Annotated in this window: 15 protein-coding genes; all 15 read left to right on the top strand. The window is 43.2% G+C overall.

All coding sequences use genetic code 11. The annotated features are described in order from the left end of the window. The first annotated feature begins 13 nt into the window (after nucleotides 1–13). The 15 genes from NSU02_RS12040 to NSU02_RS11970 all read left to right on the top strand — a co-directional run bounded on the left by NSU02_RS12040 (nucleotide 14) and on the right by NSU02_RS11970 (nucleotide 16,151). On the top strand, nucleotides 14–928 hold the full coding sequence (locus NSU02_RS12040) for an aspartate carbamoyltransferase catalytic subunit (RefSeq protein WP_311066243.1): 915 nt from the start codon (nucleotides 14–16) through the stop codon (nucleotides 926–928). After that, on the top strand, nucleotides 912–2,189 hold the full coding sequence (locus tag NSU02_RS12035) for a dihydroorotase (RefSeq protein WP_063388472.1): 1,278 nt from the start codon (nucleotides 912–914) through the stop codon (nucleotides 2,187–2,189). Before NSU02_RS12040 ends, NSU02_RS12035 begins: the two co-directional genes overlap by 17 nt. 1 nt (nucleotide 2,190) lies before the next feature. Next, on the top strand, nucleotides 2,191–3,282 hold the full coding sequence (locus tag NSU02_RS12030; protein WP_339192965.1) for a carbamoyl phosphate synthase small subunit: 1,092 nt from the start codon (nucleotides 2,191–2,193) through the stop codon (nucleotides 3,280–3,282). Further along, a complete protein-coding gene (carB, locus tag NSU02_RS12025) occupies nucleotides 3,275–6,463 on the top strand; it encodes a carbamoyl-phosphate synthase large subunit (RefSeq protein ID WP_066246575.1) in 3,189 nt (1,062 codons plus the stop codon). The genes NSU02_RS12030 and carB overlap by 8 nt, the downstream gene beginning before the upstream one ends. 13 nt (nucleotides 6,464–6,476) lie before the next feature. After that, the gene (locus NSU02_RS12020) at nucleotides 6,477–7,253 is read left to right on the top strand and encodes a dihydroorotate dehydrogenase electron transfer subunit (protein ID WP_339192964.1); all 777 of its coding nucleotides are present in this window, start codon (nucleotides 6,477–6,479) and stop codon (nucleotides 7,251–7,253) included. Continuing rightward, nucleotides 7,247–8,182, top strand: coding sequence for a dihydroorotate dehydrogenase (locus NSU02_RS12015; protein WP_063388468.1), 936 nt, complete (start codon nucleotides 7,247–7,249; stop codon nucleotides 8,180–8,182). The genes NSU02_RS12020 and NSU02_RS12015 overlap by 7 nt, the downstream gene beginning before the upstream one ends. Next, entirely contained in the window at nucleotides 8,151–8,867 is a 717-nt protein-coding gene (gene pyrF / locus NSU02_RS12010) for an orotidine-5'-phosphate decarboxylase (RefSeq protein WP_339192963.1), read from the top strand. Before NSU02_RS12015 ends, pyrF begins: the two co-directional genes overlap by 32 nt. Continuing rightward, complete coding sequence (pyrE, locus tag NSU02_RS12005) at nucleotides 8,864–9,499, top strand: orotate phosphoribosyltransferase (protein ID WP_339192962.1); 636 nt, start codon at nucleotides 8,864–8,866, stop codon at nucleotides 9,497–9,499. Before pyrF ends, pyrE begins: the two co-directional genes overlap by 4 nt. A 277-nt stretch (nucleotides 9,500–9,776) precedes the next feature. Beyond that, complete coding sequence (locus NSU02_RS12000; protein ID WP_063388465.1) at nucleotides 9,777–10,496, top strand: phosphoadenylyl-sulfate reductase; 720 nt, start codon at nucleotides 9,777–9,779, stop codon at nucleotides 10,494–10,496. 476 nt (nucleotides 10,497–10,972) lie between these two features. Continuing rightward, the gene (gene sat / locus NSU02_RS11995; RefSeq protein ID WP_094246079.1) at nucleotides 10,973–12,115 is read left to right on the top strand and encodes a sulfate adenylyltransferase; all 1,143 of its coding nucleotides are present in this window, start codon (nucleotides 10,973–10,975) and stop codon (nucleotides 12,113–12,115) included. Between the two features lie 12 nt (nucleotides 12,116–12,127). After that, nucleotides 12,128–12,724 (top strand): adenylyl-sulfate kinase, encoded by a 597-nt coding sequence (gene cysC, locus NSU02_RS11990; protein ID WP_339192961.1) that lies wholly within the window; start codon nucleotides 12,128–12,130, stop codon nucleotides 12,722–12,724. A gap of 23 nt (nucleotides 12,725–12,747) precedes the next feature. Beyond that, the gene (locus NSU02_RS11985) at nucleotides 12,748–14,373 is read left to right on the top strand and encodes a nitrite/sulfite reductase (protein WP_339192960.1); all 1,626 of its coding nucleotides are present in this window, start codon (nucleotides 12,748–12,750) and stop codon (nucleotides 14,371–14,373) included. Then, a complete protein-coding gene (locus tag NSU02_RS11980) occupies nucleotides 14,345–14,608 on the top strand; it encodes a DUF3906 family protein (RefSeq protein WP_335642553.1) in 264 nt (87 codons plus the stop codon). The genes NSU02_RS11985 and NSU02_RS11980 overlap by 29 nt, the downstream gene beginning before the upstream one ends. A gap of 14 nt (nucleotides 14,609–14,622) precedes the next feature. Next, nucleotides 14,623–15,402 (top strand): uroporphyrinogen-III C-methyltransferase, encoded by a 780-nt coding sequence (cobA, locus tag NSU02_RS11975; protein WP_339192958.1) that lies wholly within the window; start codon nucleotides 14,623–14,625, stop codon nucleotides 15,400–15,402. Beyond that, complete coding sequence (locus tag NSU02_RS11970; RefSeq protein ID WP_339192957.1) at nucleotides 15,399–16,151, top strand: sirohydrochlorin chelatase; 753 nt, start codon at nucleotides 15,399–15,401, stop codon at nucleotides 16,149–16,151. The genes cobA and NSU02_RS11970 overlap by 4 nt, the downstream gene beginning before the upstream one ends. Nucleotides 16,152–16,318: the final 167 nt, after the last annotated feature.

Here is a 16,318-nt window from a genome sequence, read left to right as displayed (position 1 = left end):
GGGGAAGAAAGCGATGAAACATTTAGTGACAATGAGCACGCTGTCAACTGAAGAGATTATTGCCATTTTGGATGAAGCGGAACGCTTTAAAATGGGAAAACGATGGAAAGTCAGAGAACAAACATTTATCGCCAACTTGTTTTTTGAGCCGAGTACGAGGACGAGGTTTAGTTTTGAAGCTGCTGAAAAAAAACTTGGACTTGACATTTTAAATGTGGATGGAGCTTCTTCAAGCATTCAAAAAGGAGAATCGTTGTACGATACTGTAAAAACTTTAGAATCGATCGGTGTCGAGGCGGTCGTCATCCGACATCCCGAGGACCGGTATTTTGACGAGCTTATCGGCCGTGTCCAAGTATCCATATTAAATGCTGGCGATGGGTGCGGACACCATCCAACGCAATGTTTGCTCGATTTGATGACAATTCGTGAAGAGTTTGGGCGTTTTAACGGATTGACGGTTTCCATCATCGGTGACATTCGCCACAGCCGTGTAGCAAGATCTGATGCAGAAGTGCTGACAAGGCTCGGGGCAACCGTATTGTTCTCTGGACCTGAAAAATTTCGGGACGACACCAATCCATACGGTACATACGTATCGATCAATGAAGCAATCGAAATGTCAGATGTTGTGATGCTCTTAAGAATCCAGCATGAACGCCACAGCGAAAAATGGACAGCTGATCAATATTTGGAGCAGTACGGATTGACAAAGGAACGGGAAAAAATGATGAAGGACCATGCGATTATTATGCACCCTGCACCGGTCAACAGAGGAGTTGAAATCGACGGAGATTTAGTAGAGTGCAGCCGATCGCGAATTTTTAAACAGATGGAAAACGGTGTATTTGTCCGCATGGCAGTTATAAAACAGGCGATTGAAAGTAAAGCACAAGGGGGAGAGAAGAAACATGTCCATTCTATTTAAAAATGCGCAATTGTTAACAGAGGAAGGCGAATTGACAAAACGGGATGTTCTTGTGGAAAACGGAATAGTCAAACAAATATCGGAAGAGATAGCTGATGGAGCGGGAGACGTGATCGATTGCAACGGAAAGCTTCTTTCCCATGGATTCATCGATCTTCACGTTCATCTGCGTGAACCGGGTGGAGAAGCGAAAGAGACGATTGCCACCGGCACGCTGGCTGCAGCGAAGGGCGGCTTTACAACCGTTGCCTCCATGCCTAATACGAAGCCGCCTATTGATACGAAAGAAAAAATGATCAATTTACAAAAGCGAATTAAAGAAACAGCAAAGGTTCGCGTTCTTCCTTATGCAGCGATCACACTTGGGCAAAGCGGAAGCGAATTAACGGATTTTGATGCATTAAAAGAGGAAGGTGCTTTTGCCTTTACGGACGATGGCGTAGGTGTCCAGTCGGCCGGCATGATGTTTCAGGCAATGAAAAAAGCGGCGGAGAAAGGATATTCAATTGTCGCGCATTGTGAAGACAATACCCTTATCAACGGCGGATCCTTCCATGATGGAGTTTTTGCAAAAAATCACGGTATATCCGGCATTCCATCTGTATGTGAATCCGTTCAAATTGCAAGAGATGTTCTGCTGGCAGAAGCTAGCGGCTGCCATTACCACGTGTGCCATATTAGTTCAAAAGAATCCGTCAGAGCCGTCAGAGACGCCAAAAAAGCAGGCATCCGCGTGACATGCGAAGTGACCCCGCATCATCTTCTTTTATGTGATGAAGATATTCCGGAGCTTAATCCGAACTTTAAAATGAATCCGCCGCTTAGAGGCAGAGAAGACAAGAAAGCATTAATCGAAGGGCTGTTGGATGGAACAATCGATTTTATTGCTACGGATCATGCGCCTCATACGATGGAGGAGAAATCTTTAGAGGTCGATAAGGCGCCGTTTGGGATTGTCGGGTTGGAAACTGCCTTTCCTCTTTTGTACACATATTTTGTCGAACGGGGCATTTTTACATTGAAACAGCTTGTTGATTGGTTGACGGTAAAGCCTGCTAGAGCTTTTAACTTGGATATGGGGGAATTAAAAGAAGGCATTTCTGCAGATTTGACGCTCATTGATTTACAGGAAGAAAAAAGGATAGATGCCTCAACATTTGCATCAAAAGGAAAAAATACGCCGTTTAACGGCTGGCTTGCAAAAGGCTGGCCTGTTTTAACAATGGTGGACGGCAAAATCGTTTGGAAAAGGGGAGAGTAATATGAAACGGCAATTAGTGCTTGAAAACGGCGATGTTTTCATCGGCGATGGCTTTGGAAGCGATCGTGACATCATCGGAGAGGTTGTGTTCACAACCGGAATGACAGGCTATCAAGAAACACTTTCAGATCCTTCATATTGCGGACAAATCGTAACGTTTACTTATCCATTGATCGGCAATTACGGCATCAACCTCGACGATTTTGAGACGATCCGCCCGTTCGTGAACGGGATGATTGTGAAGGAAGCCTGTGAAGCACCCTCCAACTGGAGAAGTTTATATTCAATCAATGATTTTCTCATAGAAAACGATATTCCTGGCATCAGTGGAATCGATACAAGAAGGCTGACTAGAATTATCCGCAACTACGGAACGTTAAAAGGTGCAATCTGTTCAGCTGAGGCGGATCCAAAGCAAGTGGCTGAGAAATTAAGAGAAACGGAGCTGCCGCGCAATCAGGTGGAAATTGTATCGACGAAAAGACCATATCAAAGTCCAGGAAGAGGAAAAAGAGTGGTTGTTGTAGATTTTGGCATGAAGCATGGAATCTTAAGAGAATTAAACAGCCGAAATTGCGACTCGATCGTCGTTCCATATGATACATCTGCGGAGGAAATATTGCGATTGAAGCCTGACGGCGTTTTGCTTACAAACGGACCTGGAGATCCGCAAAACGTTCCAGAAGCAATTGAAATGCTGCGCGATCTTATCGGGAAAACCCCTATCTTTGGAATATGTTTAGGGCATCAGCTGCTCGCTTTAGCATGCGGTGCGAAAACAGAAAAATTAAAATTCGGCCACCGCGGCTCAAACCATCCAGTGAAGGATTTAAAAACTGGGAAAGTGTATATGACTTCCCAAAATCACGGCTATGCTGTAAGCATCGAATCCATTAGGAATACAGAGCTTGAAGTAACACATGTTGCACTGAACGACGGAACAGTTGAAGGATTGAGACATCGCGTGCATCCTGCTTTCGCTGTTCAATACCATCCGGAAGCATCGCCGGGACCTGAGGATGCCAATCCATTGTTTAATCAATTTATCGAGCTGATGGAAAAGACTGCTCAAAGGGGGAATCTCAATGCCTAAGCGGAAAGATATTCAGAAAATTTTAGTTATCGGATCAGGACCGATTATTATCGGACAAGCGGCGGAGTTTGACTATTCGGGAACACAGGCGTGCTTAGCATTGAAAGAGGAAGGATATGAGGTTGTTCTTGTCAACTCGAACCCAGCGACAATTATGACGGATACGGAAATTGCCGACAAAGTGTATATGGAGCCGCTCACTCCGAGCTTTGTTGCCAAAATCATCCGCAAGGAAAGGCCGGATGCGATCCTGCCGACTCTCGGCGGACAGACTGGACTAAACTTGGCGGTCGAGCTTCATAAAATGGGTGTTTTAGAAGAGTGCGGCGTTGAAATTTTAGGAACTAAGCTTTCAGCCATTCAAAAAGCTGAAGACCGTGAACTGTTCCGCGAGCTTATGAAGGAGCTGAATGAACCGGTGCCGGAAAGCGCCATAATTCATGAGCTTGAAGAAGCGTTTCATTTTGTGGAGCAAGTCGGCTATCCGGTGATCGTCCGGCCTGCATATACACTTGGCGGGACCGGAGGCGGCATTTGTCACGATGAGGAAGAACTGATTGAAATTGTCACAAACGGTTTAAAGCTCAGCCCTGTTCATCAATGTCTGCTCGAAAAAAGCATTGCCGGCTACAAAGAAATCGAATATGAAGTGATGCGGGACTCAAAAGACAATAAAATCGTTGTCTGCAACATGGAAAATATTGACCCCGTCGGCATTCATACAGGCGATTCGATCGTTGTGGCGCCCAGCCAAACGATTTCAGACAGAGAATACCAGCTGCTCAGAAACGTGTCATTAAAAATTATCGGAGCTCTTGGCATTGAAGGCGGATGCAATGTTCAGCTTGCTCTTGATCCGGATAGTTTTCAATATTACGTTATCGAAGTGAACCCGCGGGTTAGCCGCTCATCCGCCCTTGCATCAAAAGCGACAGGATATCCGATTGCGAAACTCGCAGCGAAAATTGCCGTCGGTTTGACGTTAGATGAAATCATCAATCCAGTGACAGGGAAAACATTTGCTTGCTTTGAACCGGCGCTTGATTATGTTGTCACGAAAATACCGCGATGGCCGTTTGATAAATTTGAATCAGCCAACCGTGTGCTTGGCACTCAAATGAAAGCAACCGGTGAAGTCATGGCGATCGGCCGCACGTTTGAAGAATCGTTGTTAAAAGCTGTTCGTTCTCTCGAAGCAAGCGTCTACCATTTAACATTGAAAGAAAACGATGTCTCAGATGAAATGATTGAAAAGCGAATCAAGAAAGCAGGGGATGAACGAATCTTTTACATCGGCGAAGCGCTGAGAAGGGGTTTTTCCGTTGAGCAAATTCATCAATGGAGCAAAATCGACCGCTTTTTCTTGAATAAGATAAACAACATTATCGAATATGAACGAGAACTGAAAAAATCTCCATTTGATGTAAATGTGTTGAGAAAAGCAAAGCAACTCGGATTTTCTGATCACTTTATCGCTTCGTTATGGAATACAGATGAATCGGAAGTTTATGAGTTTCGGAAAAAACAAGGAATTGTTCCAGTTTACAAAATGGTTGATACGTGCGCAAGCGAGTTTGAATCCGAGACGCCTTACTTTTACGGCACATATGAAGAAGAAAATGAATCGATTGTGACTGAACGAAAAAGTGTTGTCGTGTTAGGTTCAGGGCCGATTCGAATCGGGCAGGGTATTGAGTTCGATTATGCAACAGTTCACTCTGTTTGGGCGATTCGCGAAGCAGGATATGAAGCAATCATTATCAATAACAATCCAGAAACGGTGTCAACGGATTTCAGCATTTCCGACAAGCTGTATTTTGAACCGCTGACGATCGAAGATGTCATGCATATTATCGACTTGGAGAAACCGATTGGCGTTGTCGTCCAATTCGGCGGGCAAACGGCAATCAATTTGGCAGGCAAGCTGGCAAAACGAGGTGTCAAAATATTAGGAACAAGCCTGGAAAATTTAGATCGGGCGGAAGACCGCGACAAGTTCGAACAAGTGCTTGAAGCTTTGGAAATACCACAGCCTGTAGGGAAAACGGCTCTATCCGTCGCTGAAGCGGTGGAAATTGCGGAAGAAATCGGCTATCCGGTGCTTGTCCGTCCTTCCTATGTGCTTGGCGGCCGGGCGATGGAAATTGTCTACCATAAAGAAGAATTGCTCCATTATATGGAACATGCAGTAAAAATTAATCCGGAACATCCCGTTTTAATTGATCAATATTTAACCGGAATAGAAGTGGAAGTTGATGCGATTTCAGACGGTAAACATGTGCTCATTCCGGGCATTATGGAGCATATTGAGCGGGCAGGCGTGCACTCAGGGGACTCGATAGCGGTTTACCCGCCGCAAACGTTATCTGATCAGTTGAAAACAGAACTTGTTGATTATACGATTCGTTTGGCAAAAGGGCTGAATATTGTCGGACTGCTAAACATTCAATTTGTAATTGCTGACGGGCGGGTATACGTATTGGAAGTGAACCCAAGATCAAGCAGAACAGTTCCGTTTCTAAGTAAAATTACCGGAATTCCGATGGCTAAGCTTGCGACAAAGGTGATACTCGGTGCTAGCTTGCCGGAACTCGGTGTGAAAACAGGGCTTGCAAAAGAGCCGAAAGGTGTATTTGTGAAGGTGCCGGTATTTTCATTTGCGAAGTTGCGCCGTGTAGACATTACGCTTGGACCAGAAATGAAATCAACTGGGGAAGTAATCGGAAAGGATGCCACCTTTGAAAAGGCTCTTTATAAAGGCTTTGTTGCAGCCGGTACGAATATTTACGAGCACGGATCAGTGCTGCTTACGATTGCTGATAAGGACAAAAACGAGGCTTTAGAAATTGCGGGCAGATTTCGCAATATCGGCTATCAACTGCTGGCGACGGAAGGAACCGCAAAGTTTCTAGAAGAGAACGGCATAAAAGCAAAGGTTGTCAGCAAAATCGGATCACGCGGCGACAACATTTTGGATGTGATACGCAATGGAAAAGCGCAATTTGTCATCAACACGCTGACGAAAGGAAAGCAGCCTGAGCGCGACGGCTTCAGAATCAGAAGGGAATCGGTTGAAAACGGTGTGCCGTGCCTCACTTCTTTAGACACTGCAAGGGCAATTTTACGCGTGCTTGAATCGATGGCTTTTACGGTTGAAAATCTCTCCGAACATAATAGGTAAAGAAGGTGATCCAATGATCAAAGCTTGGATGGAAATCATCAGCAACAGGCCAATTGCGAAAAACATTTATAAAATGGAATTAAAAGGAGAGCTCGTTCAACGCATTACTCGTCCGGGACAATTTGTTCAAATAAAAGTGGATGACAGTTTTGATCTGTTATTAAGAAGACCGATCAGCATTGCCGAATACAATGCCGAAAAAAACACGATGACATTAATTTATCGGGCAGAAGGCGCCGGAACGAAAAGATTGTCCAGAAAAAAAGCAAGTGAGCTTGTCGATGTTTTCGGACCGCTCGGAAACGGTTTTCCGGTTGAAGAAACGAAGGAAAAAGCATTGCTTGTCGGTGGCGGCATTGGCGTTCCCCCTCTTTATGAATTGTCGAAGCAGCTTGTTCAAAATGGAGTGGAAGTTGTCCATGTATTAGGATTTTCAACAAAAGCGGCGGTGTTTTACGAACATGAGTTTAAAGAGCTGGGCGAAACGTTTGTGGCGACAGTTGACGGCACATTCGGCGCAAAAGGAACCGTTATGGATATCATCAATGAACAACGCTTCACATTTGAAACGCTCTATACATGCGGACCAACTCCAATGTTAAAAGCGATAGAAGAAGCATTTCCGCATAAAAAAGTGTTTTTGTCCCTGGAAGAAAGAATGGGCTGCGGAATCGGCGCTTGCTTTGCCTGTGTCCGCCGTACGAAAACCGATGCAAATGATTCGGGCTATAAGAAAATCTGTACCGACGGGCCTGTTTTTCGAATCGGGGAGGTGATGTTGGAATGTTAACTGTTAAGCTTCCTGGTCTTGAGTTAAAAAATCCGATCATGCCCGCATCAGGATGCTTCGGCTTTGGCCGCGAATTTGCCAAGCTGTACGATTTATCCAAGCTTGGAGCGATCATGATCAAAGCAACAACGCTTGAGCCTAGATTCGGAAATCCAACACCAAGGGTGGCGGAAACGCCGTCGGGAATGCTCAATGCCATCGGGTTGCAAAATCCCGGATTAAAAAAAGTGATGGAGGAAGAGCTTCCTTGGCTTTCTCAATTTGATGTTCCGATCATTGCGAACATTGCCGGCTCGACTGTTGAAGAATATGTGGAAGTGGCAAAAGAAATCAGTAAAGCGCCTAACGTAAAAGCACTTGAACTGAACATTTCTTGTCCGAATGTTAAACAAGGGGGGATCATGTTCGGAACAGTTCCTGAAGTAGCCGGACATTTAACAGAAGCTGTGAAAAACGTTTCTTCAGTACCGGTTTATGTCAAGCTTTCTCCAAATGTAACTGACATTGTCGCCATGGCAAAAGCGGTGGAAAAAGCGGGAGCAGACGGAATTACGATGATCAACACGCTCCTCGGCATGCGGATCGATGTGAAAACAGGCCGGTCGATTATTGCTAATGGAACAGGCGGGCTTTCTGGACCTGCTGTCAAGCCGATTGCCGTTCGTATGATCTATCAGGTTTCCCAAAGTGTAGAAATCCCGGTCATCGGCATGGGAGGAATTATGAATGTCGATGATTGCATAGAATTTTTGCAGGCAGGTGCAAAGGCAGTCGCAATTGGTACAGCGAATTTTGTCAATCCTTACGTCTGTGTTGAACTTATTGATGCGTTGCCGAATCGGCTGAAAGAATTAGGCTTTGATCATGTGAATGAATGTGTCGGAAGGAGCTGGAAAGATGAAAAATCGTCCTCTAATTCTTGCCCTTGATTTTGATACGAGAGAAAAAGCATTGCAGTTTGTGCAAATATTTGAGCAGCCTTTATTTGTTAAAGTGGGGATGGAACTTTTTTATCAAGAAGGCCCTTCTATCATCGAAGAATTACAGCGAAGCGGTCATCAAATATTTCTTGATTTGAAGCTGCATGATATACCAAATACCGTGAAACAAACGATGAAAGGACTTGCCAAGCTCGGAGTCGATTTGATCACTATTCACGCTGCGGGAGGTAGAGACATGATGGAAGCAGCGATAGAAGGGCTGGAGGCGGGAGCTCAGAGCGGAAATAAGCGTCCAGATGTTGTCGCTGTCACCCAGCTGACAAGCACTTCCAGCGAGATGCTAAAACATGAACTTCTCATTGAAAAGCCGTTGCTTGAGACGGTTTTACATTATGCGGAAAATGCAAAAAAAAGCGGGATGAGCGGTGTTGTTTGTTCTGTCCATGAAGTAAGCGAAATAAGAAAAACGTGCGGTCCATCTTTTCTGACTGTTACGCCTGGAATTCGTTTAGCAAAAGATAGAGCACAGGATCAAGTCCGCATTGCGACGCCAAAATTTGCAAAGGAACAAGGCGCATCAGCCATTGTTGTCGGCAGGACAATTACAAAGGCAGAGGATCCTGTTGCAGCCTACAATGAAGTAAAAAAAGAATGGGAGGGTAAGGTGGAATGAAAAAGGAAATCGCCAAACATTTGCTAGAAATTGAAGCAGTTACTCTCAGACCAAATGAACCGTTTACGTGGGCAAGCGGAATAAAATCGCCCATTTATTGCGACAATCGTTTGACTCTATCGTATCCGAAGCTCCGCAAAATCATTTACAAAGGACTAGTTCAACTAATCAGTGAGCATTTTTCCGATGCTGAATTAATTGCTGGAACTGCGACAGCCGGTATTCCCCATGCGGCATTAGTTGCTGAAGAGTTGGGATTGCCGATGTGTTATGTGCGCAGCACACCGAAAAAGCATGGGAAGGGAAACCAAATAGAAGGAAAAGTGAGGGAAGGACAAAAAGCGGTTGTAATCGAAGACTTGATTTCAACAGGGGCAAGCTCCTTAAAAGCTGTTGAAGCACTAAGAAATGCTGGCTGTCAAGTACTAGGTGTCGCCGCCATTTTCACCTACGGTCTTCCTCAAGGAAAGCAAAATTTTGCCAATGCTGGCATTCCTGCGATCGCATTAAGCGATTATGACACTTTAATCCAAGTGGCTTTGGAAGTGCAAATGATTTCAAAAGAGGATCTCGACCGCTTGTCATTATGGCGAAAAAATCCTGAAAACGACAGTTGGCTCGAAAAAGTTTAACCGCCTTTTCATATAATATTTAATTCCAATCAAAAAACTCGGGTTGACTTTTAGGAAAATTATGATAAAATTTGATAGCATATAGCACGTTCTTGAAAGGAACACTGTGAATCTTCTAACCTAATTTTTAAGTACAAAATGTCATTTGTACAAATGAAAGAAAAGAAGGATTATATAAAAAGCTGTCTCAATAAACCGCTGACTAGACGACTAGAGGCGGTTTTCAATCCTTTTATTGAACGCGCTCTATTCCTTTTCTAATAAGGGGGAAAGGCGAATGCTTACGTACGAAACCTGGGCGGAACCTGATCTCGTGTTTGATGAGACATCGGACACAAAAGGTGCCCTAGAGGTGTTGGAATGGGCATATTCAACATATAAAGATGATATTGTGTATTCGTGCAGCTTTGGAATTGAAGGGATTGTACTCATTGATTTAATATCGAAGGTCAATCCGACCGCACGGATTGTCTTTTTGGACACAGGGCTGCATTTTAAAGAAACCTATGATTGCATAGAAAAAGTAAAAAATCGATATCCAGATTTAAATATAGAATTAAAAAAACCAGAGATCACATTAGAAGAGCAAAAAGAGCAATATGGAGATAAGCTTTGGGAGAAAGATCCGAATCTTTGCTGTCACATCCGGAAAGTGGTTCCATTAAGGGAGACGCTTGAACCAGTAAAAGCATGGATTTCAGGATTAAGAAGAGAACAATCGCCGACAAGAAAACATGTAAACTATATTAATAAAGATGAGAAATTCCAAAAGGTGAAAATTTGCCCTCTCATCCACTGGACCTGGAAGGAAGTTTGGCGATATGTTTATAAACATGATTTGCCTTATATCGTCTTACATGATCAAGGTTATCCTTCCATTGGCTGCCAGCCTTGTACTCAGCCAGCCATTAACATGGATGATCTGCGTTCTGGAAGATGGGTCGGCCATCAAAAGCTTGAATGCGGATTACATGAGAGTACAAGTGTGACAAAATAATGGAAGCCTATAACCATTAGAGGAAGCGGTGCGGCGGCAGCGGGTGCTGCCTGTCGTACAGGAGCGGTAAAAACATATCGCTTTTTCCTCCATTCGGACTGCTGGAAATGTTCTCTGTTCAATGGTCGGTGGAGGTGAAGGTGCCTAAACCGTCTGCTTCGGCTTCATCGATAGTTGATTCAATCATTTTATCTTTGGTGTTTGTTCAATCAAAATATGAATATCACTTACAAGTGAAGTGACAGTTTGATCTACAGCAGGCCTTTTTCCGCAGATAATGCTTTATAAAAACTCGTCATAAAAAAATAAAGTTTTGAAGACTCGTTTCATGAAATGATTCTTTTTACTCGTTTTTGATGATGGCGTATCGCAACGATTTAGATTTATTTAGCGGCTAAGGCTAAAAATTTTTTCAATAAAAGCCTAGTAAATAAATATGAATATAGGAATATATGGCGTAGCAAGGAGGAGATCAAATGGGGATTGCACCGCACGGAGGAACATTAATCAATCGCTATAATCCAGAATACAATTATTCTCATATTCAAGAAGCAATTGAATTGGATAATATCGGGCTCTCTGACTTAGAGTTAATCGGTATTGGAGCATTTAGTCCATTAACGGGTTTTTTAACTAAAAAAGATTATGATAGTGTTGTCGAAAACATGCGTCTTGCCAATGGTATAGTTTGGAGCATTCCAATTACACTTCCTGTTGAAGAAGAACAAGCTGATCGCATCGACATTGGAGATGAAGTTAAGCTGACATTTAACGGAGAAGTATACGGTGTGATCAAAGTGGAAGATAAATATAAGCCGGATAAACAAAAAGAAGCGGAATATGTTTATCGGACAAAAGATGAAGAGCACCCAGGAGTTGCTAAATTGTATGAGCGTCCACCTGTCTATCTTGGCGGGGATGTCGTGTTAGTAAAGAAAACGGAAAAGCCGTTTCCAAACGAAACATTTGAACCAGCGGAATCTCGAGCCGCTTTTGAACGTTTCGGCTGGAATACAGTCGTAGGGTTTCAAACGAGAAATCCTGTTCACCGGGCGCATGAATACATTCAAAAAACAGCTCTTGAAACCGTAGACGGATTATTTCTGCAGCCGCTTGTCGGCGAAACAAAAAAGGATGATATTCCTGCGGATATTCGCATGGAAAGCTATCGAGTTCTGTTGGAAAATTACTATCCAAAAGATCGTGTTCTGTTAGGAATTTTTCCAGCCGCCATGCGCTATGCCGGACCAAGGGAAGCGATATTCCATGCTATCGTTCGAAAAAATTATGGGTGTACGCATTTCATCGTTGGAAGAGACCATGCAGGGGTTGGAAATTATTATGGAACATATGATGCGCAGAAAATCTTTTTCAACTTTACAAAAGAGGAATTAGACATTACGCCGCTGTTTTTTGAACACAGCTTTTATTGTAAAAAATGCGACGGCATGGCTTCCCATAAAACATGCCCGCATTCTGATGACGACCGTGTCATTTTATCAGGTACAAAAGTAAGGGAAAAACTTCGAAACGGTGAGCCGCTGCCAAACACTTTCAGCCGTCCGGAAGTTGTGGAAGTGCTTGTAAAAGGTCTGCGCCAAGAAGCATTGCAAAAATGAGGTGGAATTAACGTGACAAGCAAAAATATTGTATGGCATCATCATTCCGTCACAAAAGAAGAGCGGAGGAAAAAGTCGGGGCATCACAGCTTTGTTCTATGGTTTACCGGATTGTCCGGTTCCGGCAAATCAACGTTAGCCAATGCATTAAACCAAAAGCTGTTCAATGAAAATATTTCGTCTTACGTACTAGATGGAGACAACGTTCGCCATGGGTTGAACAAAGATTTAGGATTTTCGGAACAGGACCGAAAAGAAAACATTCGGCGCATTGGAGAAGTTGCAAAATTATTTGTAGACAGCGGTCAAGTTGTTTTGACAGCCTTTATTTCTCCATATAAAGAAGATCGGGAGTTAGTAAGAAATTTGCTCGATCATGATGAGTTCATTGAAATATATGTTAAATGCTCATTATCAGAATGTGAAAAACGAGATCCGAAAGGGCTGTACAAAAAAGCGAGAAACGGTGAAATAAAACATTTTACAGGTATCGACGATCCATATGAAGAGCCTGAAAATCCTGAAATCATTGTTCATTCTGAGGAATGGTCAGTAGAAGAAAGTGTTGAACATATTTTTCAATATTTAAAAAATCGAAAGTTCCTATAATTTTAAACATTGGGGGAGTTGCAATGGCACATGAAAAAGTATGGGCTAACAATGAAAATTTAAATAAGTTTGAATTAAAAAAGCTTGAAAAAGACGGATTGGATATTTTGGAAGAAATCGACACCTTTGCGAAAAACGGCTTTGCTTCCATTCCGGAAGAAGATTGGGATTTGCTCAAATGGGCGGGGCTGTATCTTCAACGGCCCAAAAAAGACGGTTATTTTATGATGCGGATCAAAGTACCGACGGGAATATTAAACTATGAACAAGTCGTTGCACTCGCAGGGATCTGCAGAGATTTTGGCCGGGATCTATTTGATATTACAACTCGTCAAGCCATCCAATTCCATTGGCTGGAAATCGAGAACATTCCGGAAATATTTAGACGCTTGGATGAAGTCGGTTTAACAACGGTAGGCGCCTGTGGCGACATCGCCCGCAACGTGATTGGAAATCCTCTTGCGGGCATTGACCCGGAGGAGCTTTTGGACACAGAGCCGATTGTGCGAGAAATTCATCAATTTTTCCATAAAAATAGAGATTTTTCCAATTTGCCAAGAAAATATAAAATTTCGATTAGTGCAAGCTACTACAATTCCGGACATGCCGAAATCAATGATTTAGCTTTCATACCAGCTACAAAAGAGATTGACGGAAAGCTTGTGAAAGGCTTTCATGTAAAGGTCGGTGGCGGACTATCATCAAAACCGCATTTGGCCCAACCATTGAACATTTTCGTAACCCCGGATAAAGTGAAGGATGTTGCCATTGCGGTCACAACCATCTTCCGTGATTACGGCTATCGTGAGAAAAGACACCGCGCCCGTCTAAAATTTTTAGTTGCTGATTGGGGTGTAGAAAAATTCCAAGAAAAACTGCTTGAACTGACAGGTCCGCTTCCGGAGAGAGGAAACGATGAAACAAAAGGCTGGAATGCAGGATATTTTTACGGCGTTCATCCGCAAAAGCAAAAAGGCTTGAATTACATCGGCTTTAATGTTCCGCTCGGAAGACTTTATTCCGAGGAAGTGCTGGAGATCGCCAGAATTTCCAAAAAATACGGAAATGGACAAATCCGAACTTGCAATACACAAAATATTGTGATTCCAAACGTTCCGGATGATCAAGTTGAAGCTTTGCTGGCAGAAGAAATTTTTCAAAAGGGCAGAATTACCATCAAGCCGAAATCATTCATTGGTTATGCCGTTTCCTGCACTGGAACGGAATTTTGCAACCTTGCGCTTGTTGAAACGAAACAGCGGATGAAAACAATTGTCGAATATTTGGATCAACAATTAGAATTGGATGTACCTGTTCGGATGCACATCACAGGCTGCCCGAATTCATGCGGTCAGCGGCAAATCGCGGACATCGGTCTGCAAGGCGTTTTGATGAGAACAAAAGATAAAAAAATGGTCGATGCCTACGAAATTCATGTTGGCGGAACGCTTCTTGATGGCGGTCGATTTAATGAAAAATTGAAAGGAAAAATTGAGGCAGAGAAGCTTCATTTAGTGTTGAAAGATTTTCTGCAATATTTCAAAGAAACGAAGCTGGCCGGCGAAACCTTTTTAGAATATTATGATCGCGTCGGCATTGAACCTTTGCAGGCGAAGCTCGATGAGATTTTGGAACCTCTCGGAGCTTAAATGGGGTGTCAGCATGTATTTGTATCGCTTTCTTGTAAAAACGAAGGAGAAGGAAATTCCAGTAATCATCGCGGCCGAAAATGATTTGAAAGCATTCGAGCAAGTAGATGTTGAGCTTGAAAAATTTTATTTAAAGGTTCTTGATATTGAAGATGTTACGTTGTACGAAAAGAAAAAAATACGAAAAAGTGCAGGGTTTGTGATTGATGAAAGCGACGTGACGCTCTGTACGTAGTGGGGGAGATCAGCGTGGGAAAAGTGTATATTGTCGGAGCAGGCCCAGGAGATCCAGAATTAATCACAATAAAAGCGATGAAGGCGATTCAGAAGGCGGATGTGATTTTATATGACAGGCTTGTCAACAAAGAGCTCCTTGCTTATGCAAAAAAAGAAGCGGATCTCATTTATTGCGGCAAATTGCCAAATTACCATACGATGCGCCAAGAGACGATCAATAAGTTTTTAGTGAAGTATGCCCAGGCAGGCAAAATCGTAACGCGGTTAAAAGGAGGCGACCCCTATCTGTTTGGCAGAGGGGGGGAGGAAGCGGAAGTATTGGTGCAAAAACGAATTCCTTTTGAAGTGATCCCCGGGGTTACGGCTGCTTCCGCCGCTTCCGCCTATGCTGGCATCCCGCTTACGCATCGCAACATCAGCGCTTCGTGTGCATTTATTACCGGACAAAGAGCAGGGGATTTGACAATTAAAGAGGAAACGATTCGTTTAATGAAAGCAGCGGACACCGTTGCCGTCTATATGGGTGTGAAAAATATTGCGGAAATCCAAGATATGATTATACGAAGCGGGAAGGATCAAAATACGCCTGTTGCCTTTATTGAATGGGCGACTACGGAAGAACAACGCACAGTAACGACAACCGTGAAGGAAATGGCGAAATCGGCAGAAGAAAATTGTATTTCCAATCCATGCATGATTATTATCGGCGAAGTCGTTCGTTTTCATGACCAGTTGAACTGGTTTGAGAAGCAGATGAGCAACATCGATTTTACAACAGGGGTTTCGTTATGAAAAAAGGGGTTCTGTATATCTTTCACGGCAGTCGGTTGCGAGATTCTAGAGAAGAGGCGATTCATTTTTTCAATGAAGTGAAGGCGAGCCTGCCATACGAGATTCAAGAAATCTCTTTCCTTGAGCTTGCAAAGCCTACCATTGAGGAAGGATTTGCATCCTGTTTCGCAAAAGGAGCTGCTCATATTGCGGTAATTCCAGTGCTGTTATTAGCTGCCGGTCATGCCAAACAAGATATACCAGCTATTCTTTCGACATTGCAGACAAATTATCCGGAAGCAATGATCTCCTATGGCATGCCTTTTGGCGTTGATGAATTGATGCTAGAGGCAGTGGAAGACAGAATTAAACGCGTTTTGAATAGACCGAAAAAGTCTAGAATGATTTTGATCGGTCGAGGAAGCCGGGATGTAGAAATGCAGCAAGATTTTTTAACGATTGGCCGCATGCTTGAAGAGCGATTGGAAGTACCGGTGACGTGCTGCTATTTAACCGCAGCTTCTCCTCTTTTTCAAGATGTTGTTCAATCCGTTCCAAAAATGACGGAAGAAGAAATAATTTTTGTGCCTTATTTATTGTTTACAGGTCTATTGTTAAAAGGAGTTCAAAAGGAAATCGAGCAATTGCAAAGAGTAACAAATAAAAAGATTATGTTAACTGATCATATCGGAAACCATTCAGCTGTTAAAGAGCTGCTTCGCGTCAGAGTTGAAGAGGCTTTGCAGCAAGAGCAGAGGATAAATATTTGAAAAAGGAAACCGTGTTATGAATGGTTTCCTTTTTCTCTGTACTGAAATGAGGCGTACATAATTTTTCATGATTAGAGCTAGTGAAGGCGACATTCCAGATGATCAACGTTGTTAATGGAGTAAGAGTTTCATAAAAGAAGCTTATAAAAGCAGAAGGAGAAGAAGAA

The organism is Aeribacillus sp. FSL W8-0870 (assembly GCF_037963755.1).
GTDB lineage: Bacteria > Bacillota > Bacilli > Bacillales > Aeribacillaceae > Aeribacillus > Aeribacillus composti.
This window is presented reverse-complemented; position numbering and strand designations above follow the sequence as displayed.